Raw genomic sequence first — 18,305 nt, 5'->3', positions numbered from 1 at the left:
ATTGACCCAAAACTAGCTTATGAGGATTAGATAAGATGTCAGTTCCCAAATTAGAACAATTATCGCAGAGCGTAGTGCAGGGACCATCCTTGGCAACTGGAGCAATACCTACCAGGGACTGGATGGATATTCCGGTACATTTTAAACCGGGAAATTATGCCTACGTGGCCAAAAAAGACAAGGTGGAATATCTCAACAGCCAGTCTGGCCTGAGTTTTCCCAATGCCAGGGAATGGTCACCCGAAGACGATGACTGGAAGCTTCCCGAAGACTGGAAGGATATTATCCTGAAGGGACTCAAGGAGCGCCTGGATAAGTTCCGGTCTTTGAAAATATTTATGGACTGCTGTGTCCGTTGCGGTGCCTGTGCCGATAAATGCCATTTTTTCCTGGGTACGGGTGACCCGAAAAATATGCCGGTACTTCGTGCTGAGCTGCTGCGCTCCGTGTACAGAAATGATTTTACCCTCGGGGGAAAAATACTCGGTAAAATGGCAGGAGCCCGTGAAATGACAGTGGGAGTGCTGAAAGAATGGTTCATGTATTCCTATCAATGTACAGAATGTCGTCGATGTTCAGTTTTCTGCCCATACGGTATCGATACGGCCGAAGTGACCATGATGCTCCGTGAACTGCTGCATCTGGTTGGTATCGGTATCAACTGGATTCTGGAACCGGTATCCAATTCGAACCGTACAGGTAACCATATGGGGCTTCAACCCCATACCTTCAAGGACAATGTCGAGTTTCTGGTTGATGATGTTGAAAACCTAACCGGCATCAAGCCGAATATCAGTTTCAACAGAAAAGGAGCCGAGGTTCTGTTTATCACACCGTCTGCTGATGTTTTTGCTGAACCGGGACTCTACACAGCCATGGGGTACCTGATTCTATTTGAAGCCATTGGCCTTGACTATACCTGGTCAACCTATGCTTCTGAGGGTGGTAACTTCGGGCTTTTTACCAGTAATGAGGCCATGAAAAAGCTGAATGCGAAGATGTACGCGGAAGCAGAGCGTCTCGGAGTAAAGTATATCCTCGGTGGAGAATGTGGTCATATGTGGCGTGTCATCCATCAATATATGGATACCATGAACGGACCAGCAGATTTCCTTGAAAAACCGGTTTCTCCGATTACCGGGACGGTTTTTGAAAATGCTGCGTCCACAAAAATGGTTCATATCAGTGAATTCACCGCCGATCTTATTAAGCACGGTAAATTGAAATTGGACAAGAGCCGTAACAGTCATGTCAAGGCGACTTTCCATGATTCCTGTAATCCGGCAAGGGCGATGGGATTAATTGATGAGCCGCGCTATATTCTGGATCATGTGGTGGACTGGGTGGAGATGCCTGAGAATACCATCAGGGAGCAGACATTCTGCTGTGGCTCAGGAACCGGTCTGAATACCGATGAAATTATGGAGTTGAGAATGCGATCAGGATTGCCCAGGGCAAATGCGGTGAAGTATGTCCATGAAAAACATGGAGTCAACATGCTCTCCTGTGTGTGCGCGATTGACAGGGCGACGCTGACTACCCTGAATAATTTCTGGACACCCGAAGTCGGGGTCTGCGGAGTAACGGAGCTCGTTGCCAACGCAATTGTCCAGGAAGGCGAGACTCGCGGAGAGCTTGAAGAAGGTCTCCGGACGATGGTTTTCTAAATCCTGATCAGAATAGAGGAGTTATCTCATGTACAATAAAGGAACAATTATTCCGGGACTGGCGATTTTTGTCCTCGTTGTCACTTTCCCGCTCTGGTACAACGCGTTCTCCACAGCAAGTCCCGCACCGAAACCTGAGCTGCCGCCCGGAGGAGAAAAAAACTGTGTGGCGCCGGAATCTGTTATGCGGGCATCCCATATGCAATTGCTGAATGAGTGGAGAGATGCCGTTCTTCGTGATAACAAGCGTGATATTATAACGGTTGATGGCAAGCAATATCGCAAAGGGTTGCAACTGGCCTGTATGCAGTGTCACACAAGCAAGGAAAAGTTCTGTGACTCCTGTCACGAATATACCTCTGTTAAGCCGTACTGCTGGGATTGTCACCTGACTCCGGCAGACGTAGTGTCGAAGAAGGAGACTCACTAATGGATAAGCAAAGAAGAAAATTCCTGAAGATGGCAGGTGCTACTGCACTTGCCGGTATCAGCGCTCCGGCTGTTGTCAAGTTGACATCTTCTCCGGCACTGGCTTCATCAGGTCATGGAGCACCGGCGGAACATGGTGCCGCAGAAGAAGGGCACATGGCCCCGGCTCATGGTACCGAAGAAGCACCCAAGGGAGTTCGCCTTGGAATGGTAATTGATATGCGGAAACTCTACGGCAAACCTGAATTGATGGAGAAGGCTATTGCCGCATGCAACAAGGTGCATAATATTCCGCAGATTGACAGTAAAAAAAGTGAAATAAAGTGGATCTGGGAGATGCCCTTTGAAAATGTTTTCCCTGAGCACTCTTCCTATCACGCTTCAAAAACACGTGAGGAAAATGATTTCCTCGTATTATGTAATCACTGTGACAATCCTCCCTGTGTCCGGGTTTGCCCGACAAAGGCTACCTTTGTCAACAAGGAAAACGGTATTGTTGCCATGGATTTTCATCGCTGTATCGGGTGCCGGTTCTGTATGATGGGCTGCCCCTATGGTGCCAGGAGTTTTAACTGGGAAAATCCAAGGCCGTATATCAAGGAATACAATCCGGACTTTCCAACCCGTATGCGTGGCGTGGTGGAAAAATGCAATTTCTGTGGTGAGCGCCTAGCACTGGGGAAGGAACCCGCCTGTCTCGAAGCAGTCAAGGAATCCGGCGCAATAGTTTTCGGGGACTTGAATGATCCCGAATCGGAAATTCGTAAAGTTCTTGAAAAAGAAAATACGATCCAGAGGAAGCCGTCCCTTGGAACGAAACCGTCAGTCTTTTACATAGTGTGAGGATGTCATGATTGAAAAAGTATTTAAAGGAAACTCTCGCTACTGGATGTGGCTCGCTGTTTTGTGCGCATTCATAGGTGTTGGAGCTATCTGTTATATCAGGCAGTTTCTCTTCGGTTTGGGGTTGACCGGAATGGGACGTGATCTGTCCTGGGGATTGTATATTTCTCAATTTACCTTTCTTGTCGGTGTTGCTGCCGGAGGGTTGATGCTCGTTCTGCCCTACTATATTCATAATTACAAGGTGTTCGGGCGTCTCACGATTCTCGGTGAATTTCTGGCAATTGCATCAATCATAATGTGCCTGATGTTCATTATGGCAGATATTGGGCAGCCGTTGCGCGGTCTGAATATGATACTGCACCCGACCCCCAATTCCATGCTGTTCTGGGATATGGTGGTTCTGCTCGGTTACCTGGGACTCAATGTCATATGCGGCTGGGTTATTCTGACCGCAGAGCGTAAACAGGTTAAGCCTCCGAAATGGGTTTACATTTTTGTATATGTTTCCATTCCGTTTGCCGTGTCCATTCACACGGTAACAGCAATGCTCTACTGTGGTCTTCCCGGTCGTCATTTCTGGTTGTCCGCTATTACGGCGCCCCGTTTTCTGGCTTCGGCCTTTGCGGCAGGACCGGCTCTTATTGTAGTGGCATGTCTTATTATGAAGCGTGTGGCTAATTTTGATGCGGGTAAAGAGGCAATCAGCAAACTGACTACAATTATCATGTATGCGGCTCTGATCAACGCTTTCTTTGTACTGCTTGAGTTCTTTGTCGGCTACTATTCCAATATTCCCGGCCATAAGCATTCACTGGAATACCTCTTCTTCGGGCTTGAGCATAACGGGCATGTCTACAATAATCTTGTTCCCTTTATGTGGAGTTCCGTCCTGCTCTGTTTTGGTGGTCTGGGACTGTTTGCTTACATGAAAATAAGAAAAACCGGAACAGATCTTATGATCGGAATCGGCTGTGTAATGATCTTTGTGGCGCTCTGGCTCGACAAGGGACTCGGTTTTGTTATGGGCGGTCTGGTTGTCAGCCCTCTAGAGGAAATTACAGAGTATTATCCTACTGCCAATGAAATAGGGATTACCCTGGGTATATGGGCTACAGGTTTTCTCCTGGTGACGCTGTTGTACAAGATCGCCATCGGCGTGGAACACGAGGTTGAAGCCTGAGAGAAAGAGAAACAGTAAAGAAAAAAAGCCTCCGACTTGTCGGGGGCTTTTTTTTTTGTTAAATTTGTCTGATTACCCATGAAACTCAGCCAGACAGGGGATATTCCTGTTTTATCACGCTGAGTTTTGCACGTAATCAGTTAATGGGCACATTGAATAACTGCTATTTTTCCCGATTTCATCCTTGCTACGAAAATAAAAGTGCTCACATATAATTAATATGCTGTGCTTTTTATTTTCTATGCTCCTGAACTCGAACAAAATATCTCATTATTCAAGGCATCCTGATGCATGTCTTAGAGGCCAGTATCCTGTCGGACGGTTAATGATAACGGTAAAAGAGAGAGTTGCTATTGAGAAAAAAACGTGTACTCATAATTTATTATTCCTTCACAGGTCAGACAAAATTACTCCTTAATAGAATTATTGAAGGTCTGGAAGGTGAAGGCATTGAGGTTACCGTTCAACAGTTGACTCCCGTGTCGCCCTATGATTTCCCCTTCAAATCCTACTATGATCTTCTCAAGGCCACTATTCAGACATTTTTCAGCCTGCGCTCTGAAATAAAACCTGTAGAAAAGACGTTTTCAGGTTGCTGGTCGAGGATTATCCTGGCCGGACCCACGTGGTCGTATCATCCAAGTGGCCCTGTCCTCGATTTTCTTGACCGGTATGGCAAGGAGTTACGGGATGAGTGTGTTATTCCTCTGATATCATGTCGGGCATACTGGCGAATACATCATTGGGAATTAAGAAGGCATCTGAAAAAATACGGAGCACGGATGGAACCACCGATAGTCTTCACCCATCTTATACGGGAGCCTTGGCGGACTATTGGACTGATCCTGCAGTTGCGTGGTAAGATGGTGCGCAGGGAAAATTCATGGTTCAGAAAGCGTTATCCGGGGTATGGACATAACAGGGAACAGACATTCATTGCTCTTGACCTGGGTAAAAAACTGGCACAAACAATTTTGGCCGAAGAATAACTTTGATTTTATTGCCCGAAAAAATAAAAACGATAAAAATCAAGTATTTGTGTGAAAAAAAAGAGATAAATAAGAGCGGTGCAGGAGAGAAAAGGACCAAAGGCAATCCGTGTGCTGCCCCCTTTTTTCTGTGATCTCATGGCAATCAGACCGACGATTGATCCAGTGAAGGAACTGAAAAAAATAACAAAGGGGAGAGACTGCCAGCCAAGCCATCCTCCTATCATTGCAAGCAGCTTGATATCCCCGCCCCCCATGCCTTCCTGTTTGCGGATTAGCGAGTAAAGGAGGGCAATCGAATAAAGAACACCGCCTCCGAGAATGATACCTGTCAGAGAGTCCTGCCATTTGAGATGGTGGTTGAAAAATGAAAATAATAATCCAAGAATAATTCCTGGCAGGCTAATAACATCAGGGATGATCTGGTGATGGATATCAATAAAAATGATTACCAGAAGTGCTGCTGCAAAGACAAAATATCCCGCAGCTTCCAGGGAAGGACCAAATGTCCTGAGAACAGCAACCGCCAGAAATGACGTCAGTATTTCCACCAGTGGATACTGGAACGAAATGGTGGTCCGGCAATGAGCGCATTTACCTCGCAGGAATAGAAAGCTGAAAACCGGAATGTTTTCATACCATGCAAGAGGAGTTTTGCAGGCTGGACAGTGAGAAGCCGGAAAGACTATGGAGTTGTCTTCCTGCGGGAGTCTGAGAATAACTACATTGAGGAAACTGCCGATTACCAGGCCCAGTAGAGCCGCCGCTGCCGTGAGGAATGGAGTAGAAATCATGTGAATTATTTCAAGTAATAGAGTAAAAACACGAGACCTGAAAAAGCTCTTTGATATGATTCAGGTGTTTTATTAACTCTCCCAAGTGTATCGATAACTATGTCACAATACCAGGAAAAAACAACTGTATTACGTGTTGAACAGTTTTCATCTGAGAATTATCGCATAACATTTCGCTCTCCAGATATTGCACGGGTCGCCAGGGCCGGGCAGTTTGTCATGATCAAGGCTGGCCAGGGCAAGGATCCTCTGCTCCGACGCCCGTTTTCCATTCATCAGACAAGTTCTTCCGGGCAGTTGCAGATATATTTTAAGGTTGTCGGTCGGGGCACTGATATGCTGGCAAGGGTGAAGGTCGGAGAAACGGTTTCCCTGTTTGGCCCCCTCGGGCGAGGTTTTCAGATTAAAAAATCGGGTTCTTCCATTCTCATCGGGGAGGGCTGGGTATTGCACCTATGCTTTTTCTGGCGAAATCAATTTGCCGTTATAAAAAAAAACGGGAATGTAACGGGGATCTGATTATTCTCGGAGGGCGCAGCAGGGTTGAAGTGGAACCGCTGGTGGAGGATTTTCGGGAGTTTGGCCTGAGGCTTCTGACAGCTACAGATGACGGCTCATTCGGTCATGGAGGTTTTGTGACTGATCTGCTTGACGCAAAAGAGCTTTCCGGCAAGAGCATGGTGTATACCTGTGGTCCGGAACCGATGATGGCCAGGATTGGACAATTGTGCAGGAATCACTCGATTCCCTGCCAGGTTTCGGTGGAGAGTGTCATGGCCTGTGGCATGGGGGCCTGCCTTGGCTGTAGCAGAAAGACCAAAAAGGGCACATATGCCCATGTCTGCCTGAACGGGCCGGTTTTTGACGCAGAGGAACTGATATGGAATTCGTAAACAATTCTCGGGATGCAGCACCCGATCTTCGGGTGAATATTGGTGGCTCTCTGACAATTGCCAATCCTGTCATGACCGCTTCGGGTACCTTCGGTTATGCCAGGGAATTTGAGCAGTTGATGAATCTGCATCGGCTGGGAGCTGTTATCGTCAAAGGTATTTCGCTCTATCCCCGTCAAGGAAACCCGCCACCCAGGATTGTTGAGACTCCATGTGGCATGCTCAATGCGATAGGCCTGCAGAATGTGGGTGTTGAGAGATTTATTGCGGAAAAAATGGTCTACCTGGCCGGACTTAATATACCTGTAATAGTCAACATCCTCGGCGATTCCCTGGATGAGTACAGGGAAATCACAGAAAAACTGGCAGGAGTTGAAGGTGTCGCCGGACTTGAAGTGAATATATCCTGCCCCAATGTGAAAAAGGGAGGAGTGGCTTTCGGGACTGATCCCGCCATGGCAATGGCGGTGACAAAGGCTGTCAAGGAGAGAGCGGATGTGCCGGTTATGGTCAAGCTTTCTCCCAATGTGTCGGACATTACCGTGATGGCTAAAAGTGTTGAAGACGGAGGAGCTGATGCTATTTCACTTATTAACACATTGATTGGCATGGCTGTTGATGTAAAAACAAGAAAGCCGGTTCTGGGGAATATCATTGGTGGCCTGTCCGGGCCCGCCATTAAACCGATTGCCCTGCGGATGGTGTACCAGGTCGCCGGATGTGTTTCTGTCCCGGTAATAGGTATCGGTGGTATTGAAAACAGCGAAGATGCCCTGGAATTCCTGTTAGCCGGGGCTTCAGCTGTTCAGATTGGTACAGCCAGTTTTGTCAATCCCAGGGCCAGTGAGGAGGTTGTTGAAGGCATCAGTGCTTACGTGACTGCGGAGAAACTGCCTTCGGTGAGAAGTCTGATCGGTGCACTCGATGTTGGTTTAATAGAAATATAACGAGAAAAGAGAAACGAAAACAATGATTATCATACAGCCGGCCGAGAAAAAAATTAGAACTACTATCTCCGTTCCCGGATCCAAAAGCCTGACCCAGAGGGCCTTGATTGCAGCGGCCCTGGCGGATGGCAGGAGCCGTCTGATCGGGCCCCTCGAAAGTGAGGATACAGAGTATTCTTCAGGCGCTCTGGCACAGATGGGAATCGCCATGGAAAAAGGGGATGACTGGCTTGTTGAGGGGCGGGGGGAGTTATCAGATCGGACGGGAAACCCGTTTTTCTCGGTAACAACGGAACGGCCACCCGTTTTCTCACGTCCGTTGCTTCTCTTGGTCGGGGAAGATTTATCATTGACGGGGACGAGAGGATGCATGTCCGGCCCATTGATCCATTGATAGATGCTTTGAGAGGCTGGGGTGTTGATATTTCTTCCATGAAGGGTACCGGGTGCCCGCCGCTTAAAATCGAAGCCGGTGGTATTGAAGGGGGTACTACGATTCTGCCGGAGGGGAAATCCAGCCAGTATCTTTCCTCTCTTTTACTGGTGGCGCCTTATGCCGGAAAAGAAGCTGAACTGCGTGTGGAAGGTGAGGTACTCTCAAAACCGTATGTTGCCATGACCCTGGCCGTGATGGCCGATTTTGGAATTGAAGTGGACGCTGCCCCTGATTTCAGCAGGTTTACTGTGCCCCGTGGGTGTTACCGGCCAAGGGAATACGAGATTGAAGGAGATGGGTCCAATGCTTCATATTTCTGGGCAGCAGCCGCAGTGACAGGTGGGTCGGTTACCGTTGAAAATGTTCCTGTTCCCTCTCTCCAGGGCGACGTCATGCTGGTTCCCCTTCTGGGCCGGATGGGTTGTAACGTGGTTCGTTCGGGTAAAACAATCACCCTGCACGGCAGTGAGCGGCTGGAGGGAATTACTGTGGACATGGGGGATATGCCCGATGTCGTCCCCACACTGGCTGTTGTTGCCGCTTTTGCCCATGGTAAAACGGAAATAAATAATATTGCCCATCTGCGCATCAAGGAATGTGATCGGTTGTCCGCCGTGGTTACAGAGCTTGGAAAACTGGGTGTGAAGACAGAGGAATTTGAAGACCGTATGGTGATTCATGGTGATGGAGGCAAAAACCTGAGAGGTGCCGAGATTGAGACCTATGAAGATCACAGGATGGCAATGAGTATGGCCGTGGCCGGTTTACGGGTACCGGGTGTGATAATACGTGGGGAGGAGTGTGTGGCAAAATCTTTTCCGGACTTCTGGGAGCGATTTGCTCTTCTGACCGACTGATATTGAGAAGGGATGAATTTGGCCTAAATCCTGAAGTTGGCAAGTTTACCGGAGATGCGAGGCATCAAAGGCGCAGACGTATTAACATATTTCAAGCCCTTGATAACGAAGCAGATTCGATAAAATTTCCAATCCCGCAGGGCGAGGGAATAAAGAAAAAACAATCTCACTCGGATAGTGAATGGTCCAACCCTTACTGCGATATGATAATTATCTGTTTATACAGTATAAATATTTTTTCTTTATTCCCGACGAAGTGCAGGATTTAGGTTTGATTTAAAGGCCGACCCTTATGCTTTCGGGTCGGCCCCGGTTTACTATTTCCTCTGATCTATTTTTACAACTGCCTCCTGCACCAGACGTTGTACTATGGTATCAAGAGTTGTCAGCTGTTCAGCATTTCCAGATATTCCGAGAAGACCCTGGGTTTTCTTGCCGGTTTCCATTTTCTTCTCCACGTATCCTGTGGCAACCTGTTCACTTGTAGAAGCATCGACAATTTTATAACGTAAACCGATAATCCATACTGCTGCATCTTCGCTTGCCTTTGCTGACCTGATAGTTGTTGACCCCACTGTTCCGGTCAGGCCACCCACGACAGAGCCGAAAATGGAGCCGATTGCAGCACCGTCAAAGCCCTGTCCGGCCGCGGCCACTTTTTCAGCCTTGAGGATATCAAACTTTATAAACCATTTTGTGGACTTGAATTTACCACGCTTGAATTTCTGTAGGGCTGAAGGATTCCCCATACTTACAGCCAGTTCGACTTCTTTCAACATGGGACCGAGATCCGTTCGCTCAAGAACCTTGAAGTTGGCATTACTCAGCTCAATTTCAGCAAAATCGGCAATATTATTTGGTGTGACTTTCTGGGTAAATGAGGCATTGCTGTTTTTTATTTTTCCAGGAAGGACGATGACCGTCGGTCCTTTTTTGTTTGCATTGGCATAATTAACGGGTTTGTATAAACTCTGATCAGCTGTTTTATTGGCCTGCAGAGATGCCGATCCGCCGGCACCTGTGCTGGTGGGAACACAACCGGATAGAAAGACGGAAAGGGAAAAAATTGTCAGTGACATAAAGGCAAGAAAACTGTTTCTCATATGAGCCTCCTGTGGGAGTTTTGACTTTGAGTAAGTCTGTTTAGGGTTGTTTGCATAAAACCGGACATAAAAGCAACAAAATGATCTTGTCCAATTACTTGAGGGCAGGGTTCATTTTGACTATTTTTTCCAGTAAATCAGCACTCTGTATTAATTGTTTTATACGTTCAGGTGGAGCAGCTGCAAGGGATGCAGGAGGGGTGGACAGGATTGCTTCCTGCAATCCTCCCGCCTCTTTCCCGGGATCAACATCAACTGTCACGACATTGCCATGTTGAGAGATGAGTTTGAGCCTGGGACCGTCAAGTTTTTTATTAATCGGTTTGATTATGGCATTGTTGACAATCTGGGCAAAATTGCTGCCGCTGCCGGTACATTCGACTTCAAAGAAGGAGAGCCCCCCAGCTTCAAAATTTACAAGCTCGGCGTTCAGGATTGAACGGAGACCGATAAATTCTTCCTGGAAGAGCAGGGCCGTATCGTAATCGGGAAGTCCGGTCAACTGCAGTTGGTAGAGGCGTGACGGTTTCATCAACTGGTTCTCAAAGAAATCCTTTGTAAATTCATTACCGATCAGCATGCCGATATCTTCCAAGGCCTGATCTTCATCGGACCAGCTTTTATGCCTGGGAACCTTGTTATTGAAATAGATTTCTTCACCCGTATGATTATCAATGCATTTTACTGTCCATGAAGTGAGGATATGCTTGGTGATGGTCAGCCCGGAGGCCTTGAGTGTAATTGAATTTGTCTTGAACTTGGCCTCCCCGATGACGGAAAAATCGGCTATTCTCCGTCCTCCACGTTTTGATTTCAGCCCCCGCTGGAGGATTTTTGTATATTCTTCCGACCAGACCCTGTAGCCAAAATGAACAAACCGGTCTTTGAGGATATTTTCGGCAATTGTTGAGTTCTCTTTTGCTGCCTGGCTTCCTCTTTTTGCATCTTTTACCACTATGGCAACAGATATCGTGGGGTTGCCGTGCTGCCGTATCAGGCTTATCCGGCTCTGTCGGGAAAGTGAATCAAGTGCATCTCTGACTTCACCGATGAAAACTTCCGCTTTGATTTTGATATGCATGAGTCCATCCTCACCCAGGCGGGGAGATGACTGCTCCAGAATTTGTTTTATCAGACCTTTTGATCTTGAGAGAACCTTGTCTTCTATAAGGAGATAGTTTTCAACCAGGGTTGAACTTTCCACATAGACACCCACCGCTTTTTCTATCGCCTGTCGCCTTGCATCCCGGCGCAGGTCATCAATCATCAGTCCCTTGTCACGCTGGTACTGCTCAGCAGCCGGATCTGCCAGGCCTTCTGCGGAAACAATGATTGTTTCCGGCGGCTGTATGGCCCGGGCCGGGTTCGAGGCGAAAAAAACAAGTGCTGCCAGGATTGAAAGCATCACTCCGGCTGAAGAAATGGAACAGGATGGAAAAGTGCTGGTTTGAAGTTTCATAAAATCAATTTGCCTCCCGGCAATAATCTTTAAAGAGTTGATATACGATTGCATATGATTGCTCTTTGACCAGGGATTGAACGGTGCCCAGGGTGTCTGTATCCGAAAAGACAGCCTTTTTGACCTGGGCTGTGGAAAGCTGGGTACCGTTTTTATCATACAGTGTCAGACTGATTGTGACAAAGACCTCTTCGATTTTAATGACCTTATTTGTCTGAGTCCTGGTTGAGATGATTCCCTTGACAAGAAAATCAGCCTGTAATCGTTTTGCGGCTGTGAGCGCGCCTTCCGTATCGTTATTGAGAAAGGCTTCCTGTTCGGCCCTGGCAATCTGGCTGTTGATTTCAGCGCTGGTATAGGTTTTAAGGCCGAGCTTGCTGAAACCCTGGTTAAGCTGAGCCATCAGGGGACCATAGACCTGTTTTTTTGTGCCGAATCTTCTGTCCCAGTCGGGCTCGCCAATGGTGATGACAGTTCCATAATATCCCTTGTAATCGTCCCGATGCTGTTCGCCGATCATCGTGGCAATTTTCTTGTTGGTCAGGGAAGCAGGACAGGAAAGCGTGGACAGGAGTTGACGGCTGCTCGTTTTATTATTCCGGGAATCACTTTCCTGTTTTTCATATTCTGAAAAGGTAAACGAATAGCAGATTACAGCAGAATATAGAAAAAGCAGAATGACTGGTAAAACTATCTGCAACCGTAGACGCATGAACTTCTCCCCCTGTTTGCTGGTGCCTGTACAAAAATGGTCTTTTTGCCCGATTTTTGTTTTTCTAAACCCCATAAACTCGAACAAAAGATCTCATTTTCGGGTAGACACTGATTGAAGGCTACACTGAAGCGTTTTGAGATCCTTTCAGAGTATTCCATAGACTGCATAGTGTTCTGCAGGTAGTTATACTCTTATAATTTTTAACCAGATTAGTTTTAGTGTATTCAATAGTCGGGAAATATCAAACTTAAAATGTAATTAATTATTTTTTAAGTGTGAAAATTCAAAAATCACGTTTCTCCAACCTGGTTGAATTTCAAGAGTAATCCGATATTGTAATAGTGATCACGCTTCCTGGAGACAGGGAAAATTTTTCTGCACCATCACCACCGCTTGCCGCAATCTCAAGCATGTCATGACTGTCGAAAATTGCCAATGGCTGGCCATGATCATGTTCCTCGTAGGTGTTACTGACAGAGTTCAGGGTCAGAGAACCGACAGTTATGATAAATTGTTTTTTACTGGTGAACTGTCGGAAGATTGTTCGGGAAATATTGGTGCACAGGTTTCCGAATCTGTCGGTGGAGATTATTTTGCCTGTGAGTGTGTTTTTTTCGATATGTGGCCGGGACATATCAAGCAGAACACATTCTTCTCTTTTCAGTGCCGGGCCAAGGTCACAGGGAGGAATCCCCATGGCCAGATGGGCGGCGACAGGTGCCATGATATCTCGCCCATGGAATGATTTGCTGACCTTTTTCAAAAAGAGCGCGTTATTGCTTATCTTGTGGATAGCTTTGAGATCTTCAGAGAGAAGAAACGGTGTCAGGATACCGTTATCCGGTCCTATAAAGAGAAATGATCCGGACCAGACTGAAAGGATCTTTCTTTTGCCGCCAACACCGGGATCGACTATGGCCAGATGGATTGTATTTTCGGGAAAGAAGGGGCATGATCTTTCCAGAATACGGGATGCGGCGTGAATATCCCTGGGGGGCAGATTGTGTGTTATATCTATAATACGGGTACGTGGCGCCAGGGTCAGGATGACCCCTTTTAAAACTGCAACGTATTCGTCGTTCAGGCCAAAATCGGTGGTCAGTGTGATGATCGGTTCAATGGACACGGTTTTTTCTTCCTCCTTTGTGCAATCTATCCTGCAATCAGCAATTTCGGAGTCCTCACAGACCTGCCGAAGATGCGAAGTATTAATGGCGCATTTTTCATGAACATTGTGTCAATTGTGATAATAACCGTAGCGCAGACTTCGAGAACCACCTGAACTGACGAGAATTGCAGGGTTCAGGTCCCAGGTTTTTTTATGAGAAAATAGAGTTTTCCCGGTTCTTTCATAGTATTTGCTGCAGCCCTGGCATATTCTCCATGACCCCAGAACATGTCAACCCTGCCTGTTCCCCGGATTGCGGAACCTGAGTCCTGGGGAAAGACAAAACGATTCATGGGGATCCAGCCTGTTACCTTCCCCTTGTTGTCTATGACTGGTCTTCTGCTGGAAAGAAAAGCGATAACTTCACCAGGCAGGGCATTGTGGTCAATTGCTATTGATCTGCCCGGAGTAAGAAATACACCGCTGCTGCCCCTGGGTGGGTTATTGTCCCCCAGTTAAAAAAAATATAACGGGGATTGTGGTTGAGAATACGCTGTAGCTGGTTCGGGTGACGATCAAGATATTTCCGAATTCTCGGTACTGAGACCTCGTCAAGGGGCAGCTTTTTTTCATCCACCAGCAGCTTGCCGATACTGTTGTAAGGGTGGCCGTTGGACGCGGCAAACCGTACCGTGCGGATACTGTTATCCCTGAGCCTGATTCTCCCTGAGCCCTGTACCTGGAGGAGAAAGGCGTCAAACGGGTCCTTGAGGAAGACAAGTTCATATCCTTTGAGAACGTTTTCCTTTTCTATCTGTGCCCTGGTCCAGTATTTCGTAAAACCACCTGCAGTCATTCTGCCGGTGAGAGTTTTTCCCTTGATTTTCCTGGAAACAAGATCTTTTGGCGGAGAATAAATGGGGTAAATAAAGGGGCCAGTTCTGGTGAGACTGCCGACAAAAACAGGTTCATAATACCCTGTGACCAGCATCTCTCTTTTTCTTTTTGTTTTTCTTCCTCCCGCCTGGAACACTTCGTAGTTTTCACGAATATATTGCTGCAGGTTTTCGGGTGAGGGGTTACGATGGATTTCCTCGCTGAACTCTCTGATCGATTGTACAGCCTGATCGATGGAAAACTGATATTCTCCAAGAACTATCAGTGTGCTTTTTTCTCTTTCTTGGAGAAACTCCAGATGGTTTTCGGCCGCGGATAAAAATGACTGGTAGGCCATGTCATCTGAAAAATCGGGCAGCTGATTTTTGTTGAGATGATGGAGAGGTTTATAGTGATCAGCAAAGAAAAGATAATAAACAATACAGAGTAGAAAAAGAAGAAGCAGAAAGAATAAGTTTCCGGATCGGATTTTTATTGACATGGATGGTTAGTTTTTTCCCCTGAAGGCAAGGGCCATTTCCGCAACCGCCATGGCATATTTATTACTGTGATTATACTCCGTGATGGCCTGCAGGTTGGGATACCCGGCGACAAAGCGTGTACCGCCACCGAAAAAGGGAGATTTTTCCAGCCCGATAATTGACAATCTGCCGTTTTTCTGGGGACGGGGAATTTTACGATCCTGAACCCTTGCCACCAGGCGCCAGTCCACACGACCTTTACGCCCTTTTTTATAAGCGGCGACAAGGATATCATCTTTCAATTCACTGCCGATATCAGCAAACAATGGAGCATGGAGGACCCAGTTGAATCGTTTGAGATAATTGGCGATGGAAGCAAAGATATCTTCCGAAGATGAAATAAGGTCACGTCTGGAATCACCGTCAAAATCGACTCCATATTCATTGTAACTGGAAGGCATGAACTGAGCCTGTCCGAAAGCTCCTGCATAGGACCCTTTGATGGAGAGCGGATCGAGGTTGTTTTCCCGGCAGAGCAGGAGAAAGTGGATCAGTTCCTTACGGAAGAAATCAGATCTGCGGGGGTAAGCGGCAAAGAGGGTATTGAGGGCCCTGAAAAGGTTAAAACCTCCTGTATTGGTTCCAAATCTGGATTCGATTCCCCATATTGCCACTATAATTTCCCGGTCGACTCCGAATTTTTTCTCAATTCTGTCAAAGAGTTGCCTGTGTTTCAGGAGTTCTTTTTTCCCTTTTGCAATCGAGGAAGGAGTAATAAAAAGAGGCCAGTATTTGTAGTAGGGTTTTCCTTCCCACTGCTGATCCATCAGCTGAAGGACCTTGCGCTTTATACTCACTCCCCTGAACAGGGAAAGCAGTTCACTGTGGCTGAAATGATATTTTGTCTCCAGTTCCTGGAAAAAATCAATATATTGTGGAGAAGAAAGATCTATCTCCTGCCCGTCCCTGACCAGGTCAGCAGCTGACGGTTCACTCCGGGCCATGGAAAAATGGACACATGAACAGAGAATAAATATGGTGAGAACAAGAAATCTCATTTCCGGGCAGACACTATTTAATGTAACTGATCACAGGGCAGGCAACTTCGTTGTATCAATTATTGTATTTGTAACAAATTACTATTTAATTCCTATACCACCGATATTGGCCAGTTTAAAAAGTACGAGATACGTGGTATCGGCTGGAGTGTATTTCGTTTCAAATTTGACAGACCAGCAGAGTGCCTGGTAGGTGAGTGAAGCGGTGGCTTCGTCAGTTTCCTCATGGGCGATGGAGTATTTTACTTCGCCACCGGCTATCCAGTTTGCCAGAATACGTGCCTGAATACGACCGTTTACCTGCTCAATATCGCTGCTTGGTTTGTAACTGTAATCAAGACCGAAGGAGTCCCCTCTGCTGTTTGTATAATCACCTTCAAAGGTGTGACTGTTAAATCTGTTGTCATAGACGTCATAGAAACTTCTGTAGTAGATATCAGCTCTTTTGAATGGTTTCCAGCCCAGTTTGGTGTAGATGTCGGAAAACGGTTCATCTGAAGCTTCGTCACGCAGATCATAGGACTGCTGAAGTTTCAGGTAGGCGTATTCCCTCAGTTTTTCCATGCCTGATTTATTATAGGTGAAGGTGTTGAAAAAATTATCAATTCCATAACTGATGGAATTTTTTTCACCAATCGTGTCCACTTTGTCAAACTGGGGAAGGTCTTTCTGGTCAATATCCTGAATATAACCGTATCTTATAAAAGGCCTGACCTGGTGAGCTCCGCTGCGATGACCGGAATCATCATGAAAAAAGTTTTTTTCAAGGGTTGTGGCAACTTCCGTCTCAAATTCAAGCAGAAAACGGTTCTGGGTGTCATCCTTGTCCCATTCGCTGTCCCCATAGCTTTTGACATAATAAAAAGTATCGCGAAGTCCAACTTCAGCTCTGGATTCCAGGTAGGGGCTGAGGGGGACGGGAGTCGCAAGGGTGGGGTGGAGGTCAACCCTGTGGCCTCCTATTCCGTCTTCTCTCCAGTAATTGACATAATCGGCATCCCAATCCAGGGTGAAACTGCTGTCACTCAAGGGAACAGCACCGCTGAAATCCACGCTGGGCAGTTTCCAGAGCGGTGTGTTGGTGTCGCTCGCATTTTTATCAGCTTCATTGATGGCCAGAAAATTTGTTTCAAGGGACATGCCATTCCAGCTTCTCAGTATTTTGAGGCTGTTCTGTCTGAATTTGTCGGTTTCATTCTGAAAGCCACGACCGAAGGTTTTCAGGTACTGGTTGTGATTCTTTTTAAAACCGGTCACACCGGACTTGAATTCAGTGAGATAGTCCTGGTCGGAAACGACATCTATGTCCAGACGGCTCTGCCAGACATTTGCAAAGGTGTGGTCCGCCTTGCCCCGTATCCAGTAACGGTCCTTGTTGGTATGGGTAAAGCCGGTATCCTGGTAATATTGGGTCTCGGAGGGATCGGAAAGGCGGTCATGCAGGTAATTGGCTGAAAAAAGTCCTTTGTCACTTGCCTTTTCAACATACCTGAATTCAATTCCGGGCATGAACCCTCTCTTCACATGGTACTGGGGGAAGAAGGTGGCATCCATTGACTCTGAAATATTGAGGAAAAAAGGTAGGTTAAAGCCGAATCCGCCGTTACTTGACTGGGAAAACTCAGGGAACAGAAAACCGGTCTGACGGGTATTTTTAACGGGGATGACCAGGTACGGTGTATAGAAAACCGGGATGTTCTTAATATTGAATTTGGCGTGCTTCAAAAACGCGTATCCGTTCTGGCGAACATTTGCTTCCGAACTGGAAAAGCTCCATGGGGGAGCCTCGTTGTTTTCAAGTTTACAGGTAATGACCCAGCCGTCTTTGATGCGATAGGTATCAAAACCGGTTTTTTCGATGGATTTACCTTCCAGGTGCAGGGAGTTTTTCTTACGCAGGATGGTGGCGTTGGTGAACTTTCCTGTTTCATTGCCCAGTTTGATATTTCCTTCTTCGGCAAACAGCTTGTCCTCGTCCGTGATAATCTGAACATTGCCCTTGGCCTTGATTGATTCAAGTTCTATGTCGTAAACTATCCAGTCTGCCCTGATGGTTACCGTGGTTTTGTATCTGGGTTCTGTTTCATCGGAAATTTCATCAGCTGTAATTTCTTTTACCGGCGTGGCTTCTTCCAGCAATTCAGCCCACTCTGTCGTTTTTGCAGCGGTAGTGTGTCGGGCTGCAGGTATTCGTTCTTTTTTCTCCAGAATGACATTGCCTTTGGCAACGATTGAGCTGGGATTTTCATAACGGACAACTTTATCCGCAGAAATATCCCACTGTTCGGTAGCAAGTTTTTCTGCCAGAACTTGTTGTGTGACACCGGTCAGCAACAGTGACGAAATTACGATGAAAATGCGGCGTAAATTCAAGAGTTGGGGAAAACGTGATGGCACAGTAGGCTCCTTTTGAGAACTGGATTGGCTGAAAAGACTGAAATTGAAAAAACGCTTCACTCAATCAAT

18 protein-coding genes and 1 pseudogene are annotated in these 18,305 nt (G+C 46.7%); 10 read left to right on the top strand and 9 right to left on the bottom strand.

Translation table 11 applies throughout. The annotated features are described in order from the left end of the window. The first annotated feature begins 35 nt into the window (after positions 1-35). The 5 genes from dsrK to LO777_RS12515 all read left to right on the top strand — a co-directional run bounded on the left by dsrK (position 36) and on the right by LO777_RS12515 (position 5,111). Positions 36-1,667, top strand: coding sequence for a sulfate reduction electron transfer complex DsrMKJOP subunit DsrK (gene dsrK, locus LO777_RS12535; protein ID WP_407929070.1), 1,632 nt, complete (start codon positions 36-38; stop codon positions 1,665-1,667). 28 nt (positions 1,668-1,695) lie between these two features. Next, on the top strand, positions 1,696-2,097 hold the full coding sequence (gene dsrJ / locus LO777_RS12530; RefSeq protein ID WP_228854232.1) for a sulfate reduction electron transfer complex DsrMKJOP subunit DsrJ: 402 nt from the start codon (positions 1,696-1,698) through the stop codon (positions 2,095-2,097). Next, positions 2,097-2,939 (top strand): sulfate reduction electron transfer complex DsrMKJOP subunit DsrO, encoded by an 843-nt coding sequence (gene dsrO, locus LO777_RS12525; protein WP_228854231.1) that lies wholly within the window; start codon positions 2,097-2,099, stop codon positions 2,937-2,939. Before dsrJ ends, dsrO begins: the two co-directional genes overlap by 1 nt. A 7-nt stretch (positions 2,940-2,946) precedes the next feature. Beyond that, positions 2,947-4,122, top strand: coding sequence for a sulfate reduction electron transfer complex DsrMKJOP subunit DsrP (gene dsrP / locus LO777_RS12520; RefSeq protein ID WP_228854230.1), 1,176 nt, complete (start codon positions 2,947-2,949; stop codon positions 4,120-4,122). Between the two features lie 353 nt (positions 4,123-4,475). Further along, positions 4,476-5,111, top strand: coding sequence for a flavodoxin family protein (locus LO777_RS12515; protein WP_228854229.1), 636 nt, complete (start codon positions 4,476-4,478; stop codon positions 5,109-5,111). 8 nt (positions 5,112-5,119) lie between these two features. Here the strand turns inward: LO777_RS12515 and LO777_RS12510 are convergent, their stop codons facing one another. Then, positions 5,120-5,905, bottom strand: coding sequence for a prepilin peptidase (locus tag LO777_RS12510; protein WP_228854228.1), 786 nt, complete (start codon positions 5,903-5,905; stop codon positions 5,120-5,122). A gap of 99 nt (positions 5,906-6,004) precedes the next feature. Between LO777_RS12510 and LO777_RS12505 the strand changes: the two genes are divergently transcribed. From LO777_RS12505 to aroA, 5 genes and pseudogenes are all read left to right on the top strand, one after another. Continuing rightward, positions 6,005-6,424 carry an FAD-binding oxidoreductase gene (locus LO777_RS12505; protein WP_228854227.1) on the top strand — a complete coding sequence of 140 codons (420 nt, stop codon included), beginning with the start codon at positions 6,005-6,007 and terminating at the stop codon, positions 6,422-6,424. Then, complete coding sequence (locus tag LO777_RS12500; protein ID WP_228854226.1) at positions 6,361-6,798, top strand: iron-sulfur cluster-binding protein; 438 nt, start codon at positions 6,361-6,363, stop codon at positions 6,796-6,798. Before LO777_RS12505 ends, LO777_RS12500 begins: the two co-directional genes overlap by 64 nt. Further along, entirely contained in the window at positions 6,786-7,745 is a 960-nt protein-coding gene (locus tag LO777_RS12495; protein WP_228854225.1) for a dihydroorotate dehydrogenase, read from the top strand. The genes LO777_RS12500 and LO777_RS12495 overlap by 13 nt, the downstream gene beginning before the upstream one ends. A gap of 22 nt (positions 7,746-7,767) precedes the next feature. Beyond that, positions 7,768-7,935, top strand: a pseudogene (locus LO777_RS20115) (3-phosphoshikimate 1-carboxyvinyltransferase); the annotation flags it as partial. A 62-nt stretch (positions 7,936-7,997) separates the two neighbouring features. After that, positions 7,998-9,038, top strand: coding sequence for a 3-phosphoshikimate 1-carboxyvinyltransferase (gene aroA / locus LO777_RS12490; RefSeq protein WP_268907574.1), 1,041 nt, complete (start codon positions 7,998-8,000; stop codon positions 9,036-9,038). Positions 9,039-9,355: 317 nt separating this feature from the next. On the opposite strand, the gene LO777_RS12485 is transcribed toward aroA, so the two are convergent. From LO777_RS12485 to LO777_RS12450, 8 genes are all read right to left on the bottom strand, one after another. Then, positions 9,356-10,141 carry a CsgG/HfaB family protein gene (locus LO777_RS12485; RefSeq protein WP_228854224.1) on the bottom strand — a complete coding sequence of 262 codons (786 nt, stop codon included), beginning with the start codon at positions 10,139-10,141 and terminating at the stop codon, positions 9,356-9,358. A 94-nt stretch (positions 10,142-10,235) separates the two neighbouring features. Further along, a complete protein-coding gene (locus LO777_RS12480; RefSeq protein WP_228854223.1) occupies positions 10,236-11,600 on the bottom strand; it encodes a hypothetical protein in 1,365 nt (454 codons plus the stop codon). A 4-nt stretch (positions 11,601-11,604) separates the two neighbouring features. Continuing rightward, the gene (locus LO777_RS12475; RefSeq protein ID WP_228854222.1) at positions 11,605-12,312 is read right to left on the bottom strand and encodes a hypothetical protein; all 708 of its coding nucleotides are present in this window, start codon (positions 12,310-12,312) and stop codon (positions 11,605-11,607) included. 319 nt (positions 12,313-12,631) lie between these two features. Next, positions 12,632-13,441 (bottom strand): SAM hydrolase/SAM-dependent halogenase family protein, encoded by an 810-nt coding sequence (locus LO777_RS12470; RefSeq protein ID WP_228854221.1) that lies wholly within the window; start codon positions 13,439-13,441, stop codon positions 12,632-12,634. Between the two features lie 176 nt (positions 13,442-13,617). Beyond that, entirely contained in the window at positions 13,618-13,842 is a 225-nt protein-coding gene (locus LO777_RS12465) for a 3D domain-containing protein (protein WP_228857381.1), read from the bottom strand. 32 nt (positions 13,843-13,874) lie between these two features. Further along, a complete protein-coding gene (locus LO777_RS12460; protein ID WP_228854220.1) occupies positions 13,875-14,801 on the bottom strand; it encodes an MltA domain-containing protein in 927 nt (308 codons plus the stop codon). A 6-nt stretch (positions 14,802-14,807) separates the two neighbouring features. After that, on the bottom strand, positions 14,808-15,839 hold the full coding sequence (locus LO777_RS12455) for a lytic murein transglycosylase (protein ID WP_228854219.1): 1,032 nt from the start codon (positions 15,837-15,839) through the stop codon (positions 14,808-14,810). 81 nt (positions 15,840-15,920) lie between these two features. Then, the gene (locus LO777_RS12450; RefSeq protein ID WP_228854218.1) at positions 15,921-18,236 is read right to left on the bottom strand and encodes an LPS-assembly protein LptD; all 2,316 of its coding nucleotides are present in this window, start codon (positions 18,234-18,236) and stop codon (positions 15,921-15,923) included. Between the last annotated feature and the right edge of the window lie 69 nt (positions 18,237-18,305).

It is taken from the genome of Desulfomarina profundi, assembly GCF_019703855.1.
Taxonomy (GTDB): Bacteria; Desulfobacterota; Desulfobulbia; order Desulfobulbales; family Desulfocapsaceae; genus Desulfomarina; species Desulfomarina profundi.
Note: the sequence above shows the minus strand (reverse complement) of the source record. Positions and strands in the feature narration are given on the sequence as shown.